Raw genomic sequence first — 17,647 nt, 5'->3', positions numbered from 1 at the left:
CTGAGTTTCTATTATCTTCTCAAGTTCAAGACTCCTCTTGGTATCTATAGTATCGCAAATGAGACTCAGTCTGATTTTCGACGATAAATAATCTACTTTTGTTTTTAACGCTCTATAGTGGATAGGTAAAGGGAACGCAAAAAGACTGCAATGGACTCATCACGGATTAATCTTCATTCAATCTCTGGTTTTAGTAAGAATATGTTCCGCCACTTGCCAAATTTATTACCTGTGGCTGCTATTTTTTTGATTGCTCTGCTTTTTTCTGTAGCAGGCAACTACTACCATACACAGAGAGCGATGCAATTAGACGGGAAAGAAATCGTCAACGTACTTGATCGTTACATTGATAAGGTCGCAAGTGAATTATATATACTGAACCAAAACGTCAGTAACTTATGCTCAACACAAGATAAATTGCGAATGCGAGCTCATGTATTCAACTCTGAATACATTAAAGAGGTGGGGCTTTATAAAGACAACTTCGTTACTTGTACAAGTAATGAAGGCCCAAATTACATTCAAATCGGTGATGAGGTGATGGACAGAATTCATGCCTCAAAAAATCACATTACGATTTCTATTGGTGAATCCAGTAGCTATATGCCGACGTTCTTTATCTACGCATCAACAAGCGCCTCAACTGGCTTGAACGCTCTTATACCGCCAGAACGTTTTCCTGAGCTTATAAAACAATTCGTCAACTCACATGAATATCAATACAAACTCACGATTCTAGATTACGAGTTGAGTAATCTGTACCAGAACAACACCGAATACCGAGAAAAGCTCACTTTTACGTCAAACCTTTACCCTTTTAAAATTGAGCTTCAACCTACATTCGGCACTTATCAGTACCACTACTTTTCAAATGTTTGGCAAACGATACTCGCTGCATCGATTTGTGCTCTGCTCTATCTCATTATTGGTTATCAACTCCTCGCTAAGCGCTCTATTGAATACACATTGCTCAATGCGATTCATAACGACGAAATCGAACTCTATTTACAGCCAATCGTCGATATCAATAATAATGCGGTTGTAGGTAGTGAGGCATTGGTGCGCTGGAATCATCCAACTCAAGGGCAAATTTCTCCCGATATTTTTATTCCACTTGCAGAGAAACTCGGAGTGATTGACTTATTGACAGAAAAAATGATGTCCATGGTCGCACAATTCCTACAAGAGAACCCAAGATACCAGGAATCAAAATACGTTAGTGTTAATGTTAGTCGTATCTCTTTAATCGATAGCCTCTTTCTAAACAACCTGAAGAAATTCGCTAAGCGCCATCCATTACTGGTCGATCGGATCCTACTCGAAGTCACTGAAAATCTAGATTTTGATCAGCAACAATTGAATACTGCACTTTCCAATTTAGTCAGCATTCAAAAGCTTGGATTCCAACTGGCAATTGATGATTTTGGTACAGGCTACTCTGGACTAAACTTCATTCGTTTGCATTCTTTTCAAGTGATGAAGATTGACCAAGTTTTTATCAAGAGCCTTCACTCAGAGTCCAGTATCACACCGGTTCTTGTATCTATGATTCAATTGGCTAAAGAGCTCAACATGAAGGTGATTGCTGAAGGGGTTGAGACTGAGCAACAAATATCACTTTTGAGAAAGCTTGGCGTGAGTTATATCCAAGGGTACTACTATTCTTACCCTATCAAGCCTGAAGCCCTGCTCAAACTAAGTGAAGACGTACAGTATTCTCCTGTAAATAGCCCAGCATAGAAAAAGCCAACCCGAGGGTTGGCTTTCATTTAGCAATCTATCTATTTATCATAGTTCTACGGCACACCGTGACCTTTAGACGCTATCCATACGCGATACCATTGCTCACGAGTCAACTCGATGCTTAGAGCATTGATTGCACTCTCAACACGCTCAATCTTACCAGAACCGATAATTGGCAGCGGTTTTGAGGGAAGTCTACGCACCCAAGCATAGATAACTTCATCAATTGAGTTAGCGCCCACTTCTACACGAATAAGCTCCAACTCTTCTCGCACACGCTTGGCTTGTTCAGTTTCACCAGTAAAGATAGCGCCGCCACCTAAACATGACCATGCCATTGGGCGAATACGTGCTTTTTGCAGCTGATCAAGCGTGCCGTCATGTGCTACTTCAAAATTGAGCGGGTTGATCTCAACTTGGTTAGTCACAAGTGGTTTATGTACGCGATCTTGCAGCAACTCAAACTGACTAGGCGTAAAATTAGACACACCGAAGTGCTTCACTTTACCAACCTTATGCAGCTCGGCAAAGGCCTCTGCAACTTCATCAGCATCCATCAATACGTCAGGGCGGTGAATGAGCAGCAAATCAATTTGCTCAATGTTTAAACGGCTTAATGAGTTATTTACCGACTCATAGATATGTGCGGAGCTGGTGTCATAATGATTAACCTTACGCTCTGGAAACTTATCACCACACAACTTGATATCGCACTTTGTCACGATTTCTATCTGATTTCGGACGGTAGGGTCGAGCTTTATAGCCTCACCAAAAAGCTGCTCACATTCGTAGTTACCATAGATATCAGCATGGTCGACTGTCGTAATACCCAAATCAATATGCTGTTTCAAGAATGTCAGACGCTGCTGAGGTGTCATCCCCCATTCTGCAAGTCGCCAATAGCCTTGTACTAACTCTGACAAATCTGGACCCTGTGGTCCAACGGTCACTTTAGACACCATGTCTTACCCTCCTAAATAAACTGAACTTAGGCTATGCCGGAATCCTTCCTCACTCAATATCCAAGACTCTTCACTTAGTGATGAAGTTCTCATTCTGAGTTGTCACGCACATTAATCGTCAATTTATTAGCCGCCATAAAAATAACGTGGTAGCGCTCATTGTTCGCTTTTGCCCAACAACCTTAAGTTTAGAAGATTTGATATCCAAAGATCGGTGTAAAAAACAAAAAGGCCCCTATAAACAGGAGCCTTGAAATAGTGCGGTTATATTACTTGAGGGCGCGACGTGTTTTCACTGCTTCCGCCAATTGCTTGAGTACTTTTTCAGTATCTTCCCAACCAATACATGCATCAGTAATCGATTGACCGTAAGTTGGCGCTTCGCCATTTACCAAGTCTTGACGGCCTTCAACAAGGTGAGATTCGATCATCACACCAAAAATAGCCTCTTCACCACCAGCAATCTGTGTCGATACATCTTCACACACATTAATCTGACGCTGGTACTGCTTTGAACTATTCGCATGACTGAAATCAATCATCACTTTTTGTGGTAAACCCGATGCTTCCAACTCTTGTTTGATGGCACCAACATGTTCAGCACTGTAGTTAGGCTCTTTACCACCGCGCAAAATGATGTGGCAATCTGGGTTTCCGCTGGTTTCAATAATCGCAGAGTGACCGAATTTGGTGACTGAAAGGAAATGGTGTGATGCACTCGCTGAGCGAATCGCGTCTGATGCGATTTTGATATTACCGTCTGTACCGTTCTTAAAACCCACTGGGCAAGATAAACCAGACGATAGCTCACGGTGAACTTGAGATTCAGTAGTACGTGCACCAATCGCACCCCAACTGATCAGATCCGCGACATATTGCGGCGTAATCATATCCAGGAATTCACTGGCCGTCGGCATACCCATATCGGTTAGATCCAGCAGCAACTTTCGGCCAATGCGCAAGCCATCATTGATCTTAAACGTGTCGTTTAAGTACGGGTCGTTGATGAGACCTTTCCAACCAACCGTCGTACGCGGCTTTTCGAAATAAACACGCATAACAACTTCAAGTTCTTCGCCGAGTTCTTCACGCAGTACTTTAAGTTTTTTACCGTACTCAAGAGCCGCTTGCGGATCATGGATAGAACATGGACCAACAATCGCTAAAACGCGATCGTCTTTACCCTGAAGAATGTCTGAAATGGCTTTACGCGAGCGAAAAGTGGTAGAAGACGCGGTTTCTGTCGCCGGAAACTTCTCTAGAACGGCAATTGGCGGTAATAACTCTTTTACTTTATTAATTCTTACATCATCGGTTTGAAACATCGCTACTTCTTCCTGTTATGCGACAAGTATACTGAGCCATTCATTGAATACTCAAACATCTACTTGTCTGTATTTATCCTGTCCCTTGTAACTTATCCGCCCAAAACGAAGCTTGCAACCATTTTTTTATTCATAAGGCAACATTTCACCAAACTTTACAAAAAACGTGGCGTGTAAAGATATAATTACACCATTAAAGATTCTCGATTCACTACAATAATAATGGGATTAATTATATATTTTTCAATGTCTTATGATTTTTATAATTGATAAATACAGCTATACATTCGCGCAATTACCAATTTTCATTCTTAGAAATTAAAGTCACTGAAGGGCGGGCGTAAAAGAAAGTGTGCGCTCTAACCGCCATAAGATCGCATAACTTGGCAGAACTTAAATATTCTTACTGCGCAACCAAAGACGATGAGTTAAAGCACCAACAATCAATCCTGCGATATTGATGATTAAGTCGAGCCAAGAAAACTCTCTTGTAGGTACAAAGGCTTGCAGTATTTCATCTGCGGAGACAAACAACAGCATCATGACTAATAACGGCGTGACTCTAAAACCATAGTATCGAAAATAGGTGATAGGCGTAGCCCAGTTCGCAGTCCAACCCAGTGCAAATGCCATTAAGGCATGAAGCACCCAATCACCACCCATTGTGACTTCAAATTGACTAACAACGCCACCATGAAGACTAAACGATTTGGTCAGTGAAGCGCTCGCACCAATCAGCACCAACAAGCACAAAAACGGTAAGCGACGATGAACAACTAATTGAGAAAATTGCATGTAATTAATGAAATACTAAGTAACCGATCCTTGGAAGCAAAACAGAATACGCGACTTGTTGCTCAGTTAAAAGTCAAAGTACATATTTTATTCACACTACCCGTATTCATGACCGATGATGACCGATGAGTATCTGTACCAATGGATCTAGTAATTGATGCTCAACTTGCCTAAAAACTGAGCCAATAGTGGTCAACCAACAACAATACGAATAACAGCATCAAGTGATAGATAGAAAATTTAAAAGTATCTATCGCCGTTTTTTCCGACGGATTAAATTTGAGTTTCCACGCGTAACCAATAAACCCAGCGCTTAACATCATTGAACCTATCCAATAGATAGCTCCTGACATCCCCACCAAGGCAGGTAACAAACAGATGATGGCTAACAGTACGGTATAGAGCAGTATTGAGGTCTTGGTATACTCCTCTCCATGAGTCACTGGTAGCATTGGAATATCCGCTTTGGCGTAATCCTCTTTGCGGTGGATCGCCAGAGCCCAGAAATGAGGTGGAGTCCAAATAAAGATAATCATCACCAGCAGCCAAGCGTGACCATGTAACTCCCCGGTCACCGCCGTCCAACCTAACAACGGCGGCATTGCACCTGCAATCCCTGCAATTACGATATTCTGTGGCGTCGCTCGCTTGAGGTACATGGTGTACACCACGGCATAACCAAGTAGGCTCGCAAACGTTAACCACGCCGTGAGGGCATTAACGGCAAAAAACAAGATGGCAAAGCCAAAGACACCAATTGAAGTCGCAAATAGTGCCACTCGGCTTGGTGCAAGTTGTCCACACGGTAACGGGCGACGATGAGTGCGAAACATAATCGCGTCAATTCTACGGTCGATCAAATGGTTAAAAGCTGCGGCAGAGCCGGCCATCAAACCGATACCCACCATTCCAAAAACACTCTGTTGAAGTGGCAGTGCCCCCGGCACTGCCAAGCACATCCCTACCAATGCGGTGAGCAGCATCAGCGCAACCACTTTGGGCTTAGTTAAAGTGAGATAACTGCGCCAAATAGAACGCTCTGGGGTCAGTTCGGCAGTGATTGTTTTACTCATAAGAGGCCTCCTTGCCAACTTTATTCTTTATCGTATTTTGGTCGCTCGCTGCATTGATTGAACTGTGACTTGCCGATGTATGCCGCCACAAAATATGGTTAATATATAAGGTATTGAGCAATAGCAACGCAGCCGCTAAGTTATGCGCGACCGCAACGGCAAGTGGTAACCCAAACGACACATTACTGACGCCTAATCCAATTTGAATAATCAACAATCCAGCGAGGCTTAATGCTGCGAGACGGTACTTTTCCTGCGTAAACCAGAGTCTGATGATCAACGCTAATAAAACGATGGTCGTTACCATCGCACCAATACGATGCGATACATGAATCGTCATTCGCGCACCATAATCCAACGTGCCAAACTCGTAACTCTCTTGTGCTGGCTGAATTAACCGAAAAGCCGTCTCAAAATCCAAATATTGCTGCCAATCCCCCTGACAAATAGGCAACTCAGTACACATCAAAGCGGCGTAATTAGAAGATGTCCATCCACCTAGCGCGATTTGTAAAGTCAGTGCCAGAGCACCAAGTACCGCCAGTACACGCGTTGTACTATCGCCAGTTGGGATATCAATGACTTCTTTGCGCTCGGCAACTTGCCAGTAAAGCAGCGCCAACAAACAAAACAGGGTAAAGCCGCCCAGCAAGTGCCCCATAACTACGATGGGCATCAATTTCATGGTCACGGTCCACATGCCGAGCAACGCTTGAAAAACCACCACCAGAGAAATGGACACTGGCAACCATTTTCCCATATGCCGACGATTTTCTTGCTTCGAAACTAAGGCTAATGCAGTAATCGCGAAGACTAATAGCCCTAACGTTCCGGCAAAGTAGCGATGAATCATCTCTAGCCAGGCTTTATCACTCTCGACCACTAAGTCAGGATAAAGCGCATTGGCTTTTGCCAATTCAGCTTGCGAAGTGGGCACATCTAGCTGCCCATAGCATCCTGGCCAGTCAGGGCAACCCAGCCCTGCGTCCGCGAGGCGCGTATAAGCACCAAGCAAAATCACACAGAAGGTCATCACTAGGCTTAATTGAAGTAATCGCTTTAGTATCATAGCCCCCCCCTTTACCCTACTCGAGACAATTTGAGCAACTTACGTAGATCGGCCAACAGGTCTTTGCTTTGGGGGATTAAACTGTCTTCCTTGTCCACTTGGGGATAGCGCATGACCAGTTGTCCGAGAGGGTCGACAATCACATATTCGTATTGATGGACAATTTCAGTAAACGCGGCATTCACATTTACCGTCTCAAGCTCAATATTCGCCATCGCTTGTAAGTCACTATGCTCGTCTATCAGCACCACAGGGGCGACACGCTGTTGATATTTACCTAACGCAATATGGCTTTGTTGAAGGTAATGAATTTGCTTTAGACATAACTCATCACATTTTTCAGGCACTAAATACCCCAGCTGCCATTTTTCACCTTGGTAAGGATTAGCTAAACCCAACATTTGCAACGTTTTCGCCGGCTCTATTAATTCCCCTTTATTGGTGACTCCGGAGTTGTACCAATGCTGAGAGAGCACTAATTTGGCGAGCAATGCGGGTAAAGCGAATACCGCAATCAACGCCAATAATGTTAAGCGACTGCGAGTAACTGATGGGTTCATAGACTCTCCTTAGTCGTATTTTTCAACGCTCTCCATAACCAAATAAGCGATAACACACCTAACGCCATTGCCATAGCAAACCATTGCACTGCATATCCTGTATGCTTGTCAGCGTTCATTGGTATCGGTCGCCAAGGCTGCAAATAGGGCCAATTAGAACTCATCGGCTGCAAGACATAGGCTTCAATTGACAATTGCCAGTACTCACTCAACTGCTCAATGTTTAAGTTTTGGATTCGCAGCGGTGTCGTGTTCTCTGCCATTAGTGCATCGCTGAGAGGATTGGTGCTGCGGGTATACAACCGTCCCTTGCCTTGATAATTTTCCGTTAACCAATCAACTCGGGGTAACACACTTCTTGATTGCGTCGCAGAGATAAAACCTCGTTCCAACAATACGTATTGACCATCACTGTGACGCATCAGCTGTAACGCTAAATAGCCAACATCCCCGTTATAAGTTTGGTTATCGAGCAATAGATAGTAATTGGCTAATGGTGCAAGATCTGCCATGACCGATACGCCGTTCACATTAGTAGAACTATCAATATCTAAACCGTTCAAACTCTGCGCCGCCTGTTGCTGATTGCTTTGCAGCGTTTTTTGCATTTCGCTCTTTTGCTTCGCTCGCTCTAGTTGCCACATCCCCAAGTTGACCAATATAGAAATAGCAACCAAGGTTAATATCAGAGCGAGCCAAAACATCGGCTGTTTCGACAACCCAACAAAGGATGACGATATGGTTTTCATTTTCAAATCAGTGCTGGTTTTACTACTACTCTTTATCATTGCTAACCTCGCCAAGGCGCTGATCGAAATGGTAAAAGGACCCAGTGAATCTGAAGATGAGCAACAAGATCAACCGCCAATGAGTCACTATCTTGGCAAGCGTGTCATCCTTTCAGCGCTCGCCGTCATATTGATGCTTGTTGCACTACTCAGTGGCTTTATCGAACCCAATTCTCGTCCTTTTTAAGCTTTTTTAACGTGAAATTTTGTGGCTCAATGAGCCACTGACTCCGCTTAGAGTACATACACAAAAACAAACAGGCACAGCCATACCACATCGACAAAATGCCAGTACCAACTACCTGCTTGAAAAGCAAAATGATCTTTCGGTGTAAAATGATCTTTGGCAATACGCGCCAGTAACACAATCAAGAAAATCGAGCCAAGTAGGACATGTAATCCATGAAAGCCAGTCAGCATAAAGAAGGTGTTGCCATATACGCCCGATTGAAGCGTTAAGTCTAAATCCTGGTAGGCATGAATGTATTCAACCCCTTGGTAGTAGAGGAAAAAGCCTGCCAAAACGATGGTGACCTCAAGCCAGACGATCAACGCCATGCGTTTGTTTTGCTCAAGACTGATGTGCGCCATATGCAGAGTAATTGAAGACAACAAAAGAATAATCGTGTTGTTCAAAGGGATGCCCTGCCAGCTCATCGCTGTGGTCGTAGTCCCATCTGGCGTGGTCGTTAATGGCCACATCGCTTCAAATGCAGGCCACAACACCTCGTGGGTCATCACGTTATTGTCCGCGCCGCCCAGCCAAGGTACCGAAATCATTCTGGCGTAAAAAAGCGCACCGAAAAACGCGCCGAAGAACATCACCTCAGAGAAAATAAACCAGCTCATTCCTTGGCGAAAAGAGCGAGCAATTTGATCAGAGTACAGCCCACTCATCGACTCACTCACCACGTTGGTTAACCAGCCCGCTAACATGTAGAGTAAGAACAAGAAACCTAAACCCAACACGAGTTTAGAGAACACACTTGCACTGCCCCCTTCTGCCATCGTCTGCACCGTTAACCCCGCGCCAAGCGCAACAAGAAACAGAGCGATCGCGCCGACGATAGGCCAACTGCTTTGCGCTGGCACATAGTAGGATTGATGCTTAGAACTCATGGTGTGACTCCTTTCTGTTTGGCTGATACCACAGGCTTCGCCTGTGCGGTTATGGTCGGCTCAGAAACGGTATCGGTAATATCGTAAAGGGTGTAAGAGAGTGTCAATGTATGAATCGATTCTGGTATATCGCGCTCGATATAGAATATTAGGGGCATTTCAACGCTGGCTTGCCCCTCTAAAGGTTGCTTGTTAAAACAGAAACACTCCACCTTGTTAAAGTAACTCGCACCGAGACCTGGTGAAACCGAGGGCACCGCTTGTCCGACGATGGTGTAATTTGCCCGGTTAAAGGCAAGATAAGCCGTTTGAATAACCTCGCCAGGATGCACATCCATCGATGTGACTTGAGGTTCAAAGTCCCATTTCATTGCCGGATTGGGATGAGCAATAAACTCAACTTTAATGGTGCGCGAGATATCAGGTGTTAATGCCGTCGGCTGTTCGACGGCTTGGGAGTTTGTCTTGCCATTAATACCGAGTGCGTCACACATGATGTCGTAAAGTGGCACCAACGCGAAACCGAAGCCAAACATAGCGACTGTCGCAGCAAGTAACTTAAGCGTTAACTTGCGATTAGCTGCACTGCTCTCTGTTGGATTTCGCTCCTGCATACATCACCACCTTTAATTCACTTTCGGTGGAGTTGAAAACGTATGATGCGGCGCAGGGCTTGGTACCGTCCACTCCAGACCTTCTGCTCGGTCCCATGGTTTAGCTTGCGCTTTTTCCCCACCTTTAATGCACTTGATAACCAGCCAAAGGAAGATCAATTGAGACAGACCAAAGGCAAAACCGCCAATCGAAACTATCTGGTTAATATCGGCAAACTGAATTGCGTAGTCTGGAATTCGTCTTGGCATTCCAGCTAAGCCAAGGAAATGCATTGGGAAGAACAGCACATTAACGGAAATAATTGAGCACCAGAAATGCCACAGACTTAGCTTATGGTCATACATATGACCGGTCCATTTCGGAAGCCAATAGTAGGCAGCAGCCATGATCGAGAACACCGCGCCCGAGACCAGCACATAATGGAAATGAGCCACTACGAAGTAGGTGTCGTGGTATTGGAAGTCTGCGGGCACAATCGCGAGCATTAGCCCAGAGAAACCACCAATGGTGAATAACACGATAAAGGCGATCGCGAACAGCATCGGCGTTTCAAATGTCATCGCCCCTCGCCACATAGTCGCTACCCAGTTGAACACCTTCACCCCTGTCGGTACCGCGATCAGCATGGTGCAATACATAAAGAAGAGTTCGGCGAACACTGGCATACCGGTGGTAAACATATGGTGCGCCCATACCAGGAACGACAACAGCGCAATACTACAGGTTGCGTAGACCATCGAATGGTAACCAAAGAGTTTTTTGCCGCTAAATGCTGGGATAATCGCCGATATAATGCCGAAAGAAGGCAAAATCATAATGTACACTTCAGGGTGACCAAAGAACCAGAATATATGCTGGAACATCACCGGATCACCGCCCCCGGCGGCATCAAAGAACGAAGTGCCAAAGTACTTATCGGTTAAGACCATGGTCACCGCTCCAGCGAGCACGGGCATCACCGCGATAAGTAGAAATGCCGTGATTAACCAAGTCCAAACAAACAATGGCATTTTAAACCATGTCATACCTGGCGCACGCATGTTCACAATCGTCACGATAACGTTGATCGCGCCCATAATTGAGCTGATACCCATGATATGTACTGAGAAGACAAACAGGGCGGTACTGTCAGGACCATAGGTTGTCGATAATGGCGCGTAGAAAGTCCAACCAAAGTCGGGGCCACCACCTTCGGTAAAGAGTGAAGCAAGCAAAATGGCGAAGGCAAAAGGAAGGATCCAGAAACTTAGGTTGTTCATCCGTGGCAAGGCCATATCTGGTGCGCCGATCATCATCGGAATCATCCAGTTTGCTAGCCCGGTAAAGGCAGGCATAACCGCACCAAACACCATGATCAAACCATGTACCGTCGTCATCTGATTGAAAAATTGAGGGTCAACCAATTGCAAACCTGGCTGGAACAGCTCGGCGCGAATAATCATAGCCATCGCGCCGCCAGTTAAGAACATGATGAAACTAAACCATAAATAGAGCGTCCCGATATCTTTATGGTTAGTCGAATAGATCCAACGCGCTAAACCTTTTGGTGCATGGTGCTCATGTTCATCATGATCAATAGCAATGGTTGAATTGGCGCGGCTTAACTCTGCATCAGCAACCGGTGATGACTTTTCGTTTTGAGTAGTCGATGGTTTCATAATTCCTCCTTACTACTCTGACCTTGCATGGTAAAGTTATTAATGTCTGACGCTTGCACAACGTCACCGGTATTGTTATCAAACGCGTTACGTTGATAAGTGACTACGGCAGCGATCTCTTGCTCGGTTAGCTGACTAGCAAACGCCTGCATTGCCGTTCCGGAGCGACCGTTGACGATGATGTCGATATGTTGATCAACGTCGCCTGTCGCGACAGCACTACCTTTGATTGCCGGAAAGGCTCCAGGAATACCTTGTCCATTTGCCTGATGACAGACCGCACAACGATCAACGTAAACCTTCTCACCGATTGGCATCAGCTCATCTAGACTCAATTCACTGGTAAGGGCTGCGGCGGCTTCTTGCTGAGCAAGCGCTAGCTCTGCTTTCTTGTCTGCCAGCCAAGTGTCGTAGTCTGCTTCGGTCATCGCATGGACCACTATCGGCATAAAGCCATGAGCTCGACCACAAAGCTCTGCACACTGCCCACGATAGACGCCCGGCTTGTCGATTTTTGTCCATGCTTCGTTAATAAAGCCGGGGATGGTGTCTTTCTTAACGGCAAAATCCGGTACCCACCATGAGTGGATTACATCATCTGAGGTCATAAGAAAACGGACTTTGCGGTTGATAGGCAGCACCAAAGGGTTATCAACTTCAAGCAAGTAATGGGCGCCTTTTTCTTCGATACCATCAATTTGGTTTTGCGAGGTTGCCAGCAAGCTGAAAAACTCCACATCTTCGCCAAAGTAGCTGTAATGCCACTTCCATTGCGAACCGGTGATTTTAACGGTTAGGTCTGATTGGGAAGTATCTTCCATAGCCACTAAGGTTTTAGTAGCTGGAATCGCCATCGCGATAAGAATGATGATGGGAATGACAGTCCAAATAACTTCGACTTTGGTACTTTCATGGAAATGAGCAGCAACCGCCCCTTTCGATTTGCGGTGCTTATAAATTGAGTAAAACATCGCGCCAAACACGACTAAGGCAATCGCACAGCAGATGTAGAAAATCAACATATGCAGGTGATATACCTCAGAGCTTATCTGAGTCACACCCTGCGTCATATTAAGCGCACTCTCTTCGGCAAGAGCCTGCGTCGACCAAGTGATGGCGAAAACTTCCAATGTTAGCCAAACCGCTAGTGGTATTCTTTTCAAAAGACCTCTCCTCTTTGTCTTTGCACTCTTTTCGCGGTGCTATAAAACAAGGGTTCAATCACTTTTACGCAGAACACCCGATACCGAGTCACATCCTTAGTGATATCGTGCAATCCTTGCGCTTCATATCCGAATTGTTCAAGTCGACTAGCAAGTAGCGACTTGTTTGGGCTAACCTAAAACTAACGCAAAATGTTATATTTATGTTAATTAAGGCTAGTTAGCGATTTAAAAATGTGCAAGCTGATGAATGACAAATTAGTTTAGCGATTGCGCTCTCGTAAATGATAACTACTATCACTTACTATTTCGTTATAACACCTGAAGGTTACTCCAGAAGAAAGGGAAAAGAGATGAATGAACAAATCACCCAATGGTTAGCTATCGATCCAGATCCTCGTACTCGTGAGGAACTTCAACGTCTAGTGGATGAACAGCAAACTCAAGAGCTGGAGGATCGTTTTTGCAGCCGTCTAGAATTTGGCACCGCCGGATTGCGCGGTAAAGTGGGAGCAGGACCTAACCGTATGAACCGACTGGTTATCCAGCAGACTGCCACCGGACTCGGACAATACCTGATTCAGCAATTTGATGATGCAAAACAACGTGGTGTAGTGATTGGTTATGACGGTCGTCCAGACTCAAAACAATTCGCGCACGACACAGCTGCGGTTTTGACCGCGCTTGGCATAAAAGTCTATTTAACTCATGATGTTGCCGCAACGCCAATCGTTGCTTTTGGTGTAAAATACCTTAATACCGTTGCGGCAGTCGTCGTAACCGCAAGCCACAATCCCCCAGAATACAATGGCTTTAAAGTTTACTGGGAAAATGGTGCGCAAATCATTCCACCGCACGATTCCGGAATCGCCCACCATATCGATGTCGCCGCCGAGTCACCATTAGAACTGCTATGCGTTGAAGAAGCGGTCGCTCTTGATCGTTTAGTTTGGCTAAAAGACGAATATTATCAAGCCTATAGAGACGCGATGAATGGTAATCCGCTACTCAAAAATCACCACAACCCAGACGGTATTGCTATCGCATATACCGCCATGCATGGTGTTGGTGCGCGTATGGCTGAAACCTTACTTGCCGATGCAGGTTTCAATCAAGTTTACAGTGTAAAAGAACAACGTGAACCGGACGGTCGCTTCCCTACCGTTAACTTCCCTAACCCTGAAGAAGCCGGCGCGATGGATATGGTGGTTGCGCTCGCCAAACAACACAGTGCTGATATTGCCTGCGCCAATGATCCTGATGCGGATCGTTTTGCTGTCGCAGTAAGAAAACCAGACGGCGACTACCAAATGCTTACTGGTGATCAAGTGGGATCGCTATTTGGACACTATCTGTTGAGCCAAACCGATGCCAGCAAACAGTTAGTCGGTAACACCATTGTTTCATCGACGCTACTGGATAAAATTGCCAAATCTCACGGAGCGACTTATTACCAAACCTTGACTGGCTTTAAATGGCTGACCAACGTTGCGATGCAAAAGCAAACTGAAGACAGCCAGTTCTTGTTTGCTTATGAAGAAGCACTAGGTTACACGGTCGGAAATAAAGTCTGGGATAAGGATGGCTTATCGGCACTAGTGGCATTTGCACAGCTTACTGCGGAATTACATAGCCAAGGTAAAACCATCTGGGATCAATTGGAAAGCCTATATCGTCAGCACGGCATGTATGTCAATGCACAGCGTAGTATCGCGCTAGCGCCAAATACGCCACCGGTAGGTGAAAAACTTCGTGCCAACCCACCAACTGCGATCGCGGGACGAACGGTTGAATCCACTGAAGATCTAAAATCACTGCAAAAGATCTTCGCTGATGGCAGTACTCAAAACATTGATTTACCACCGAGTGATGTGTTGATTTACCACTTATCAGGCGGTGCGCGCGTTATTGTTCGCCCTTCCGGCACGGAGCCAAAACTGAAATGCTACTACGAAGTGATTGAGCCGTTTGCCGCTGAGGATGACTTCCAAGTTGCACAAGAGAAAGCGCAACTCGCAATGGACATGTTGATTGCTGAACATCAACATATGATTTAATTTAAACCATTGATTTTAAGCGGGTATTTAATGCCCGCTTTTTTCATTTATACCAATCAGGATAAGTAAGTGGTCAGAAAACTTCGCAAGTAAAATCAAAGGCTTATGCTTATTGGTATTATCTATATTTCAACTCTTTACAAACGCACCAGTGTTACTCGACTCCCGCAGAGATTGCGCAATGCCATGCTTTCTTATCCGTTTAACATTACTGTTAATCAAGTGACGCAGTACATAACAGTACAGTAATTTTTTCGCCCCTCTTAAGTTACTGCCTCGAGTTAGATAAAAGGTATCTGGCTGAGCATAAATACCAAAGTCATCCGCAATCCCTTCTTTCTGAATGTAAGTGTCTCTGCCGAGCCAATCAACCTCCACAGCCCTTAAGCATTTAACGGCTACGCCATAGCCAGAAAATGCAGAACACTCAGTACCAAAACGCTGCTTAACTTTAGAAAGATAGGATTTATCTAAAATATAACCTTCTAAGTTCACCCATTTGCCGTTGAAGTAGACCTCTACCCAGCTGTGCATAATTTTCTCCGGTGCGAGCTTGAAAAAATACTTAGGAATCGCACCAAGCTGCAACTGGTTATTAATCGTAAAACCATGCAAACGAGTAGGAATACCTACCGCTCTAAGCAGGGCCATAAACAGAGTACCTTTGGTATTACACTGCCCATAACCGTCTTTTAGTACTTGGCTAGCTGGTATTGTGTCATCAGAGTTGTAGCCAAATACGATCTCATCACGAACAAACGAATATATTTGATCAATCGCATCATATTCATCTTGCTTGTGCCAAGTCCGAGTTTTTATAAGCTGCTGGATTGAGGCATTGTCGAAATCTAACATCTCTGTTTGCTGTAAGTATTGCTGCATACTGCCCTCCTTCTAAATTAACAGAAGCATAGCGGGTAACGAAAAAGAAAAATTGAATAAACTTGCTATGCTCTGTTTATTGGTACATCAATAACTGCGAGTAAAAATATGACAGGAAATATGCGTTGTTTATTTATCGTCGTACTAGCAATTACATCAAATGCTTACGGTTACGGACAAACAGAAAATATAGAGAACTGTGCGAGATTACTGCCAGAAGGCCATCAATATAATGTCTCAATTCAAGTCAGCGTAGATAAGATCAGCCAACCAAGTGTGGTCACTGGCGACTTTTCAGTTGATAGTGATGGCAGCAAGCAGTATGAAAAACAGATCCAGCCCTTCGTTGAGTGCGTCAGCCCATTGATCAAAGTTGAAGTTGAACCTATAAGTGAAGAGCAGAAGCTAGAAGATCTCAAGCCTCTGTTCCAAGGTATTGTCTATTAAAAATAGCCTAATCAGAACCAAAAAACATGGTTTTAGATTCGCGAATTGATACACCAAATATCGACTTAAAAGTACGGCTTAAGTGGGCACTATCAGAAAACCCTGCTCTATGGGCTGCTTCTGTGGCTGACTTGCCTTTTCGAAGCAGTTTAACCGCACACATAAGCCGGCGCCACAGCAGATAAGGTCGCCATGCGATGCCCATTTGCTGTTTAAAGAGATGAAGAAATCGACTCTCTGACAAAGCAAGTTGCTCGGCTATCTGCTCTGCGCGCCAACTATCAGGTATCAAGCACTCGCTAGCGAAGCATTGATTGAGCTGAGTCAGTAAACATTCAATACGCGGATCATTTGATGTCACTTCACCAAGCAGCTCTTGCCAACTCACCGTCGAAGAAAGCTGCTTCAAAATAGTAAGCAATTGAATCAATGGAAATTGATGCTCGTTTGGTACAACCAATGCATCATTAAAAGCAAACTCTTGAAATTGCCTATCAACCAGAAACTGCTGTAAACATCGTCCAACTTCAGATTGAGGCTCAACCAAAATGACCCAACCCTTGCTCATTTGCAGACGATGAGGCACCTTACTTGCCAGCAATGACGTGGAAAGTAAGTGGCCGTCAATCGACAGCGAACCACTATCTTCAAACACAGTCAATTGCATTAACGCGTGGGCATGTTGAGCGGTATCGACCATCTCACCATAGCTGACCAGCATACCAGGTATCACCCAAACACGAGGAGCAATCGCCATCTAGCCAATACTCTTTTGCAAAAAGATTTTATCGACATTCGGCATTGGGAACCCTGTGAATCGCCCCACCTCTTTGAACCCCATTTTTAGGTAAAACTCACGAGCTTGAAAAGTAAAAGTATCAAGGCAGATGGTTTCAACCCCGAGCAGCTTCACTTCACGTTCCACACACTCGAAGACTTGAGTCCCCACACCAGTTTTTCTCTGACTCTCATCAATCCAGAAATACTCGACAAAAAGCGTGTTGGTAAACACCTCACCAAACAGTCCACCAGCAAAGTGACCGAATTCATCTTTAACAATGCAGGCAACAGTTTGGCTATCTTGATCTGGAAAAAACCGAACGTTATAACTGCGTAATCCCGCTAAAATATCACTTCTTACCGATTCAGGTGGGTTTAATAAAAACTCCATTTGCATCGTACAACTCCTTTGCACACTGCCGATCAATAGTCAGGGTGGTGAATAACAAATATAAAAAAGCCAGCTTAATGCTGGCTCCAGATTGATGACGAACCCCGCTTTTTCAAGCGGGGTTCTTTTTTGGAAGCGACCGTAGGTCGCGATCGCGATATTTTTTGTTATACCGTGCGCAGAAGCTTCCATTCATTACATAGGCATACAGAAGCAAGTA

General features: G+C 44.7%; 18 protein-coding genes. 4 read left to right on the top strand and 14 right to left on the bottom strand.

What is annotated here, in order from left to right:
• Positions 1 to 150: 150 nt before the first annotated feature.
• Positions 151 to 1,740, top strand: coding sequence for an EAL domain-containing protein (locus tag IRQ95_RS08290; protein WP_194436499.1), 1,590 nt, complete (start codon positions 151 to 153; stop codon positions 1,738 to 1,740).
• Positions 1,741 to 1,796: 56 nt separating this feature from the next.
• Here IRQ95_RS08290 and IRQ95_RS08285 read toward each other — a convergent pair whose 3' ends face one another.
• The 7 genes from IRQ95_RS08285 to IRQ95_RS08255 form a co-directional block, all read right to left on the bottom strand.
• The gene (locus IRQ95_RS08285) at positions 1,797 to 2,705 is read right to left on the bottom strand and encodes an aldo/keto reductase (RefSeq protein ID WP_194436498.1); all 909 of its coding nucleotides are present in this window, start codon (positions 2,703 to 2,705) and stop codon (positions 1,797 to 1,799) included.
• A 269-nt stretch (positions 2,706 to 2,974) separates the two neighbouring features.
• Positions 2,975 to 4,030 carry a 3-deoxy-7-phosphoheptulonate synthase AroG gene (gene aroG / locus IRQ95_RS08280; protein WP_194436497.1) on the bottom strand — a complete coding sequence of 352 codons (1,056 nt, stop codon included), beginning with the start codon at positions 4,028 to 4,030 and terminating at the stop codon, positions 2,975 to 2,977.
• A 393-nt stretch (positions 4,031 to 4,423) separates the two neighbouring features.
• Positions 4,424 to 4,825 (bottom strand): VanZ family protein, encoded by a 402-nt coding sequence (locus IRQ95_RS08275; RefSeq protein ID WP_194436496.1) that lies wholly within the window; start codon positions 4,823 to 4,825, stop codon positions 4,424 to 4,426.
• Between the two features lie 170 nt (positions 4,826 to 4,995).
• Positions 4,996 to 5,898: a heme o synthase gene (cyoE, locus tag IRQ95_RS08270; RefSeq protein WP_194436495.1), complete on the bottom strand. Its 903-nt coding sequence runs from the start codon at positions 5,896 to 5,898 to the stop codon at positions 4,996 to 4,998.
• A complete protein-coding gene (locus IRQ95_RS08265; protein WP_194436494.1) occupies positions 5,891 to 6,967 on the bottom strand; it encodes a COX15/CtaA family protein in 1,077 nt (358 codons plus the stop codon). Before IRQ95_RS08265 ends, cyoE begins: the two co-directional genes overlap by 8 nt.
• Before the next feature lie 11 nt (positions 6,968 to 6,978).
• Entirely contained in the window at positions 6,979 to 7,527 is a 549-nt protein-coding gene (locus IRQ95_RS08260) for a hypothetical protein (RefSeq protein ID WP_194436493.1), read from the bottom strand.
• Positions 7,524 to 8,276: an SURF1 family protein gene (locus IRQ95_RS08255; protein WP_194436492.1), complete on the bottom strand. Its 753-nt coding sequence runs from the start codon at positions 8,274 to 8,276 to the stop codon at positions 7,524 to 7,526. Before IRQ95_RS08255 ends, IRQ95_RS08260 begins: the two co-directional genes overlap by 4 nt.
• Between IRQ95_RS08255 and IRQ95_RS08250 the strand changes: the two genes are divergently transcribed.
• Positions 8,266 to 8,502, top strand: coding sequence for a DUF2909 domain-containing protein (locus IRQ95_RS08250; RefSeq protein ID WP_194436491.1), 237 nt, complete (start codon positions 8,266 to 8,268; stop codon positions 8,500 to 8,502). The genes IRQ95_RS08255 and IRQ95_RS08250 overlap by 11 nt on opposite strands.
• A gap of 47 nt (positions 8,503 to 8,549) precedes the next feature.
• Here the strand turns inward: IRQ95_RS08250 and IRQ95_RS08245 are convergent, their stop codons facing one another.
• From IRQ95_RS08245 to coxB, 4 genes are read right to left on the bottom strand one after another with little or no spacing between them, the layout of a single operon-like run.
• Entirely contained in the window at positions 8,550 to 9,434 is an 885-nt protein-coding gene (locus IRQ95_RS08245; RefSeq protein WP_075648818.1) for a cytochrome c oxidase subunit 3, read from the bottom strand.
• Entirely contained in the window at positions 9,431 to 10,048 is a 618-nt protein-coding gene (locus tag IRQ95_RS08240) for a cytochrome c oxidase assembly protein (RefSeq protein WP_194436490.1), read from the bottom strand. The genes IRQ95_RS08245 and IRQ95_RS08240 overlap by 4 nt, the downstream gene beginning before the upstream one ends.
• Before the next feature lie 12 nt (positions 10,049 to 10,060).
• Positions 10,061 to 11,707, bottom strand: coding sequence for a cytochrome c oxidase subunit I (gene ctaD / locus IRQ95_RS08235; RefSeq protein WP_194436489.1), 1,647 nt, complete (start codon positions 11,705 to 11,707; stop codon positions 10,061 to 10,063).
• Positions 11,704 to 12,837, bottom strand: a complete 1,134-nt coding sequence (coxB, locus tag IRQ95_RS08230; protein WP_431358051.1) for a cytochrome c oxidase subunit II — start codon at positions 12,835 to 12,837, stop codon at positions 11,704 to 11,706. The genes ctaD and coxB overlap by 4 nt, the downstream gene beginning before the upstream one ends.
• Positions 12,838 to 13,223: 386 nt before the next feature.
• Here coxB and IRQ95_RS08225 point away from each other — a divergent pair, with 386 nt between their 5' ends.
• On the top strand, positions 13,224 to 14,927 hold the full coding sequence (locus tag IRQ95_RS08225) for a phospho-sugar mutase (RefSeq protein WP_194436487.1): 1,704 nt from the start codon (positions 13,224 to 13,226) through the stop codon (positions 14,925 to 14,927).
• 129 nt (positions 14,928 to 15,056) lie between these two features.
• On the opposite strand, the gene IRQ95_RS08220 is transcribed toward IRQ95_RS08225, so the two are convergent.
• The gene (locus IRQ95_RS08220) at positions 15,057 to 15,809 is read right to left on the bottom strand and encodes a transglutaminase-like domain-containing protein (RefSeq protein ID WP_194436486.1); all 753 of its coding nucleotides are present in this window, start codon (positions 15,807 to 15,809) and stop codon (positions 15,057 to 15,059) included.
• A 108-nt stretch (positions 15,810 to 15,917) separates the two neighbouring features.
• Between IRQ95_RS08220 and IRQ95_RS08215 the strand changes: the two genes are divergently transcribed.
• Positions 15,918 to 16,256: a hypothetical protein gene (locus IRQ95_RS08215; RefSeq protein ID WP_194436485.1), complete on the top strand. Its 339-nt coding sequence runs from the start codon at positions 15,918 to 15,920 to the stop codon at positions 16,254 to 16,256.
• 7 nt (positions 16,257 to 16,263) lie between these two features.
• Here the strand turns inward: IRQ95_RS08215 and IRQ95_RS08210 are convergent, their stop codons facing one another.
• Together IRQ95_RS08210 and IRQ95_RS08205 are read right to left on the bottom strand one after the other, a co-directional pair.
• Positions 16,264 to 17,013, bottom strand: a complete 750-nt coding sequence (locus IRQ95_RS08210) for a helix-turn-helix transcriptional regulator (protein WP_194436484.1) — start codon at positions 17,011 to 17,013, stop codon at positions 16,264 to 16,266.
• Entirely contained in the window at positions 17,014 to 17,433 is a 420-nt protein-coding gene (locus tag IRQ95_RS08205) for a GNAT family N-acetyltransferase (protein ID WP_194436483.1), read from the bottom strand.
• Positions 17,434 to 17,647: the final 214 nt, after the last annotated feature.

It is taken from the genome of Vibrio fluminensis (genome assembly GCF_015278125.1).
GTDB classification, from domain to species: Bacteria; Pseudomonadota; Gammaproteobacteria; order Enterobacterales; family Vibrionaceae; genus Vibrio; species Vibrio fluminensis.
Note: the sequence above shows the minus strand (reverse complement) of the source record. Positions and strands in the feature narration are given on the sequence as shown.

Excerpts from the sequence above, each read along its gene's own strand:
- IRQ95_RS08290 (WP_194436499.1), top strand. The coding sequence starts at position 151 with ATGGACTCATCACGGATTAATCTTCATTCAATCTCTGGTTTTAGTAAG.
- IRQ95_RS08285 (WP_194436498.1), bottom strand. The coding sequence starts at position 2,705 with ATGGTGTCTAAAGTGACCGTTGGACCACAGGGTCCAGATTTGTCAGAG.
- aroG (WP_194436497.1), bottom strand. The coding sequence starts at position 4,030 with ATGTTTCAAACCGATGATGTAAGAATTAATAAAGTAAAAGAGTTATTA.
- IRQ95_RS08275 (WP_194436496.1), bottom strand. The coding sequence starts at position 4,825 with ATGCAATTTTCTCAATTAGTTGTTCATCGTCGCTTACCGTTTTTGTGC.
- cyoE (WP_194436495.1), bottom strand. The coding sequence starts at position 5,898 with ATGAGTAAAACAATCACTGCCGAACTGACCCCAGAGCGTTCTATTTGG.
- IRQ95_RS08265 (WP_194436494.1), bottom strand. The coding sequence starts at position 6,967 with ATGATACTAAAGCGATTACTTCAATTAAGCCTAGTGATGACCTTCTGT.
- IRQ95_RS08260 (WP_194436493.1), bottom strand. The coding sequence starts at position 7,527 with ATGAACCCATCAGTTACTCGCAGTCGCTTAACATTATTGGCGTTGATT.
- IRQ95_RS08250 (WP_194436491.1), top strand. The coding sequence starts at position 8,266 with ATGGTTTTCATTTTCAAATCAGTGCTGGTTTTACTACTACTCTTTATC.
- IRQ95_RS08255 (WP_194436492.1), bottom strand. The coding sequence starts at position 8,276 with ATGAAAACCATATCGTCATCCTTTGTTGGGTTGTCGAAACAGCCGATG.
- IRQ95_RS08245 (WP_075648818.1), bottom strand. The coding sequence starts at position 9,434 with ATGAGTTCTAAGCATCAATCCTACTATGTGCCAGCGCAAAGCAGTTGG.
- IRQ95_RS08240 (WP_194436490.1), bottom strand. The coding sequence starts at position 10,048 with ATGCAGGAGCGAAATCCAACAGAGAGCAGTGCAGCTAATCGCAAGTTA.
- ctaD (WP_194436489.1), bottom strand. The coding sequence starts at position 11,707 with ATGAAACCATCGACTACTCAAAACGAAAAGTCATCACCGGTTGCTGAT.
- IRQ95_RS08225 (WP_194436487.1), top strand. The coding sequence starts at position 13,224 with ATGAATGAACAAATCACCCAATGGTTAGCTATCGATCCAGATCCTCGT.
- IRQ95_RS08220 (WP_194436486.1), bottom strand. The coding sequence starts at position 15,809 with ATGCAGCAATACTTACAGCAAACAGAGATGTTAGATTTCGACAATGCC.
- IRQ95_RS08215 (WP_194436485.1), top strand. The coding sequence starts at position 15,918 with ATGACAGGAAATATGCGTTGTTTATTTATCGTCGTACTAGCAATTACA.
- IRQ95_RS08210 (WP_194436484.1), bottom strand. The coding sequence starts at position 17,013 with ATGGCGATTGCTCCTCGTGTTTGGGTGATACCTGGTATGCTGGTCAGC.
- IRQ95_RS08205 (WP_194436483.1), bottom strand. The coding sequence starts at position 17,433 with ATGCAAATGGAGTTTTTATTAAACCCACCTGAATCGGTAAGAAGTGAT.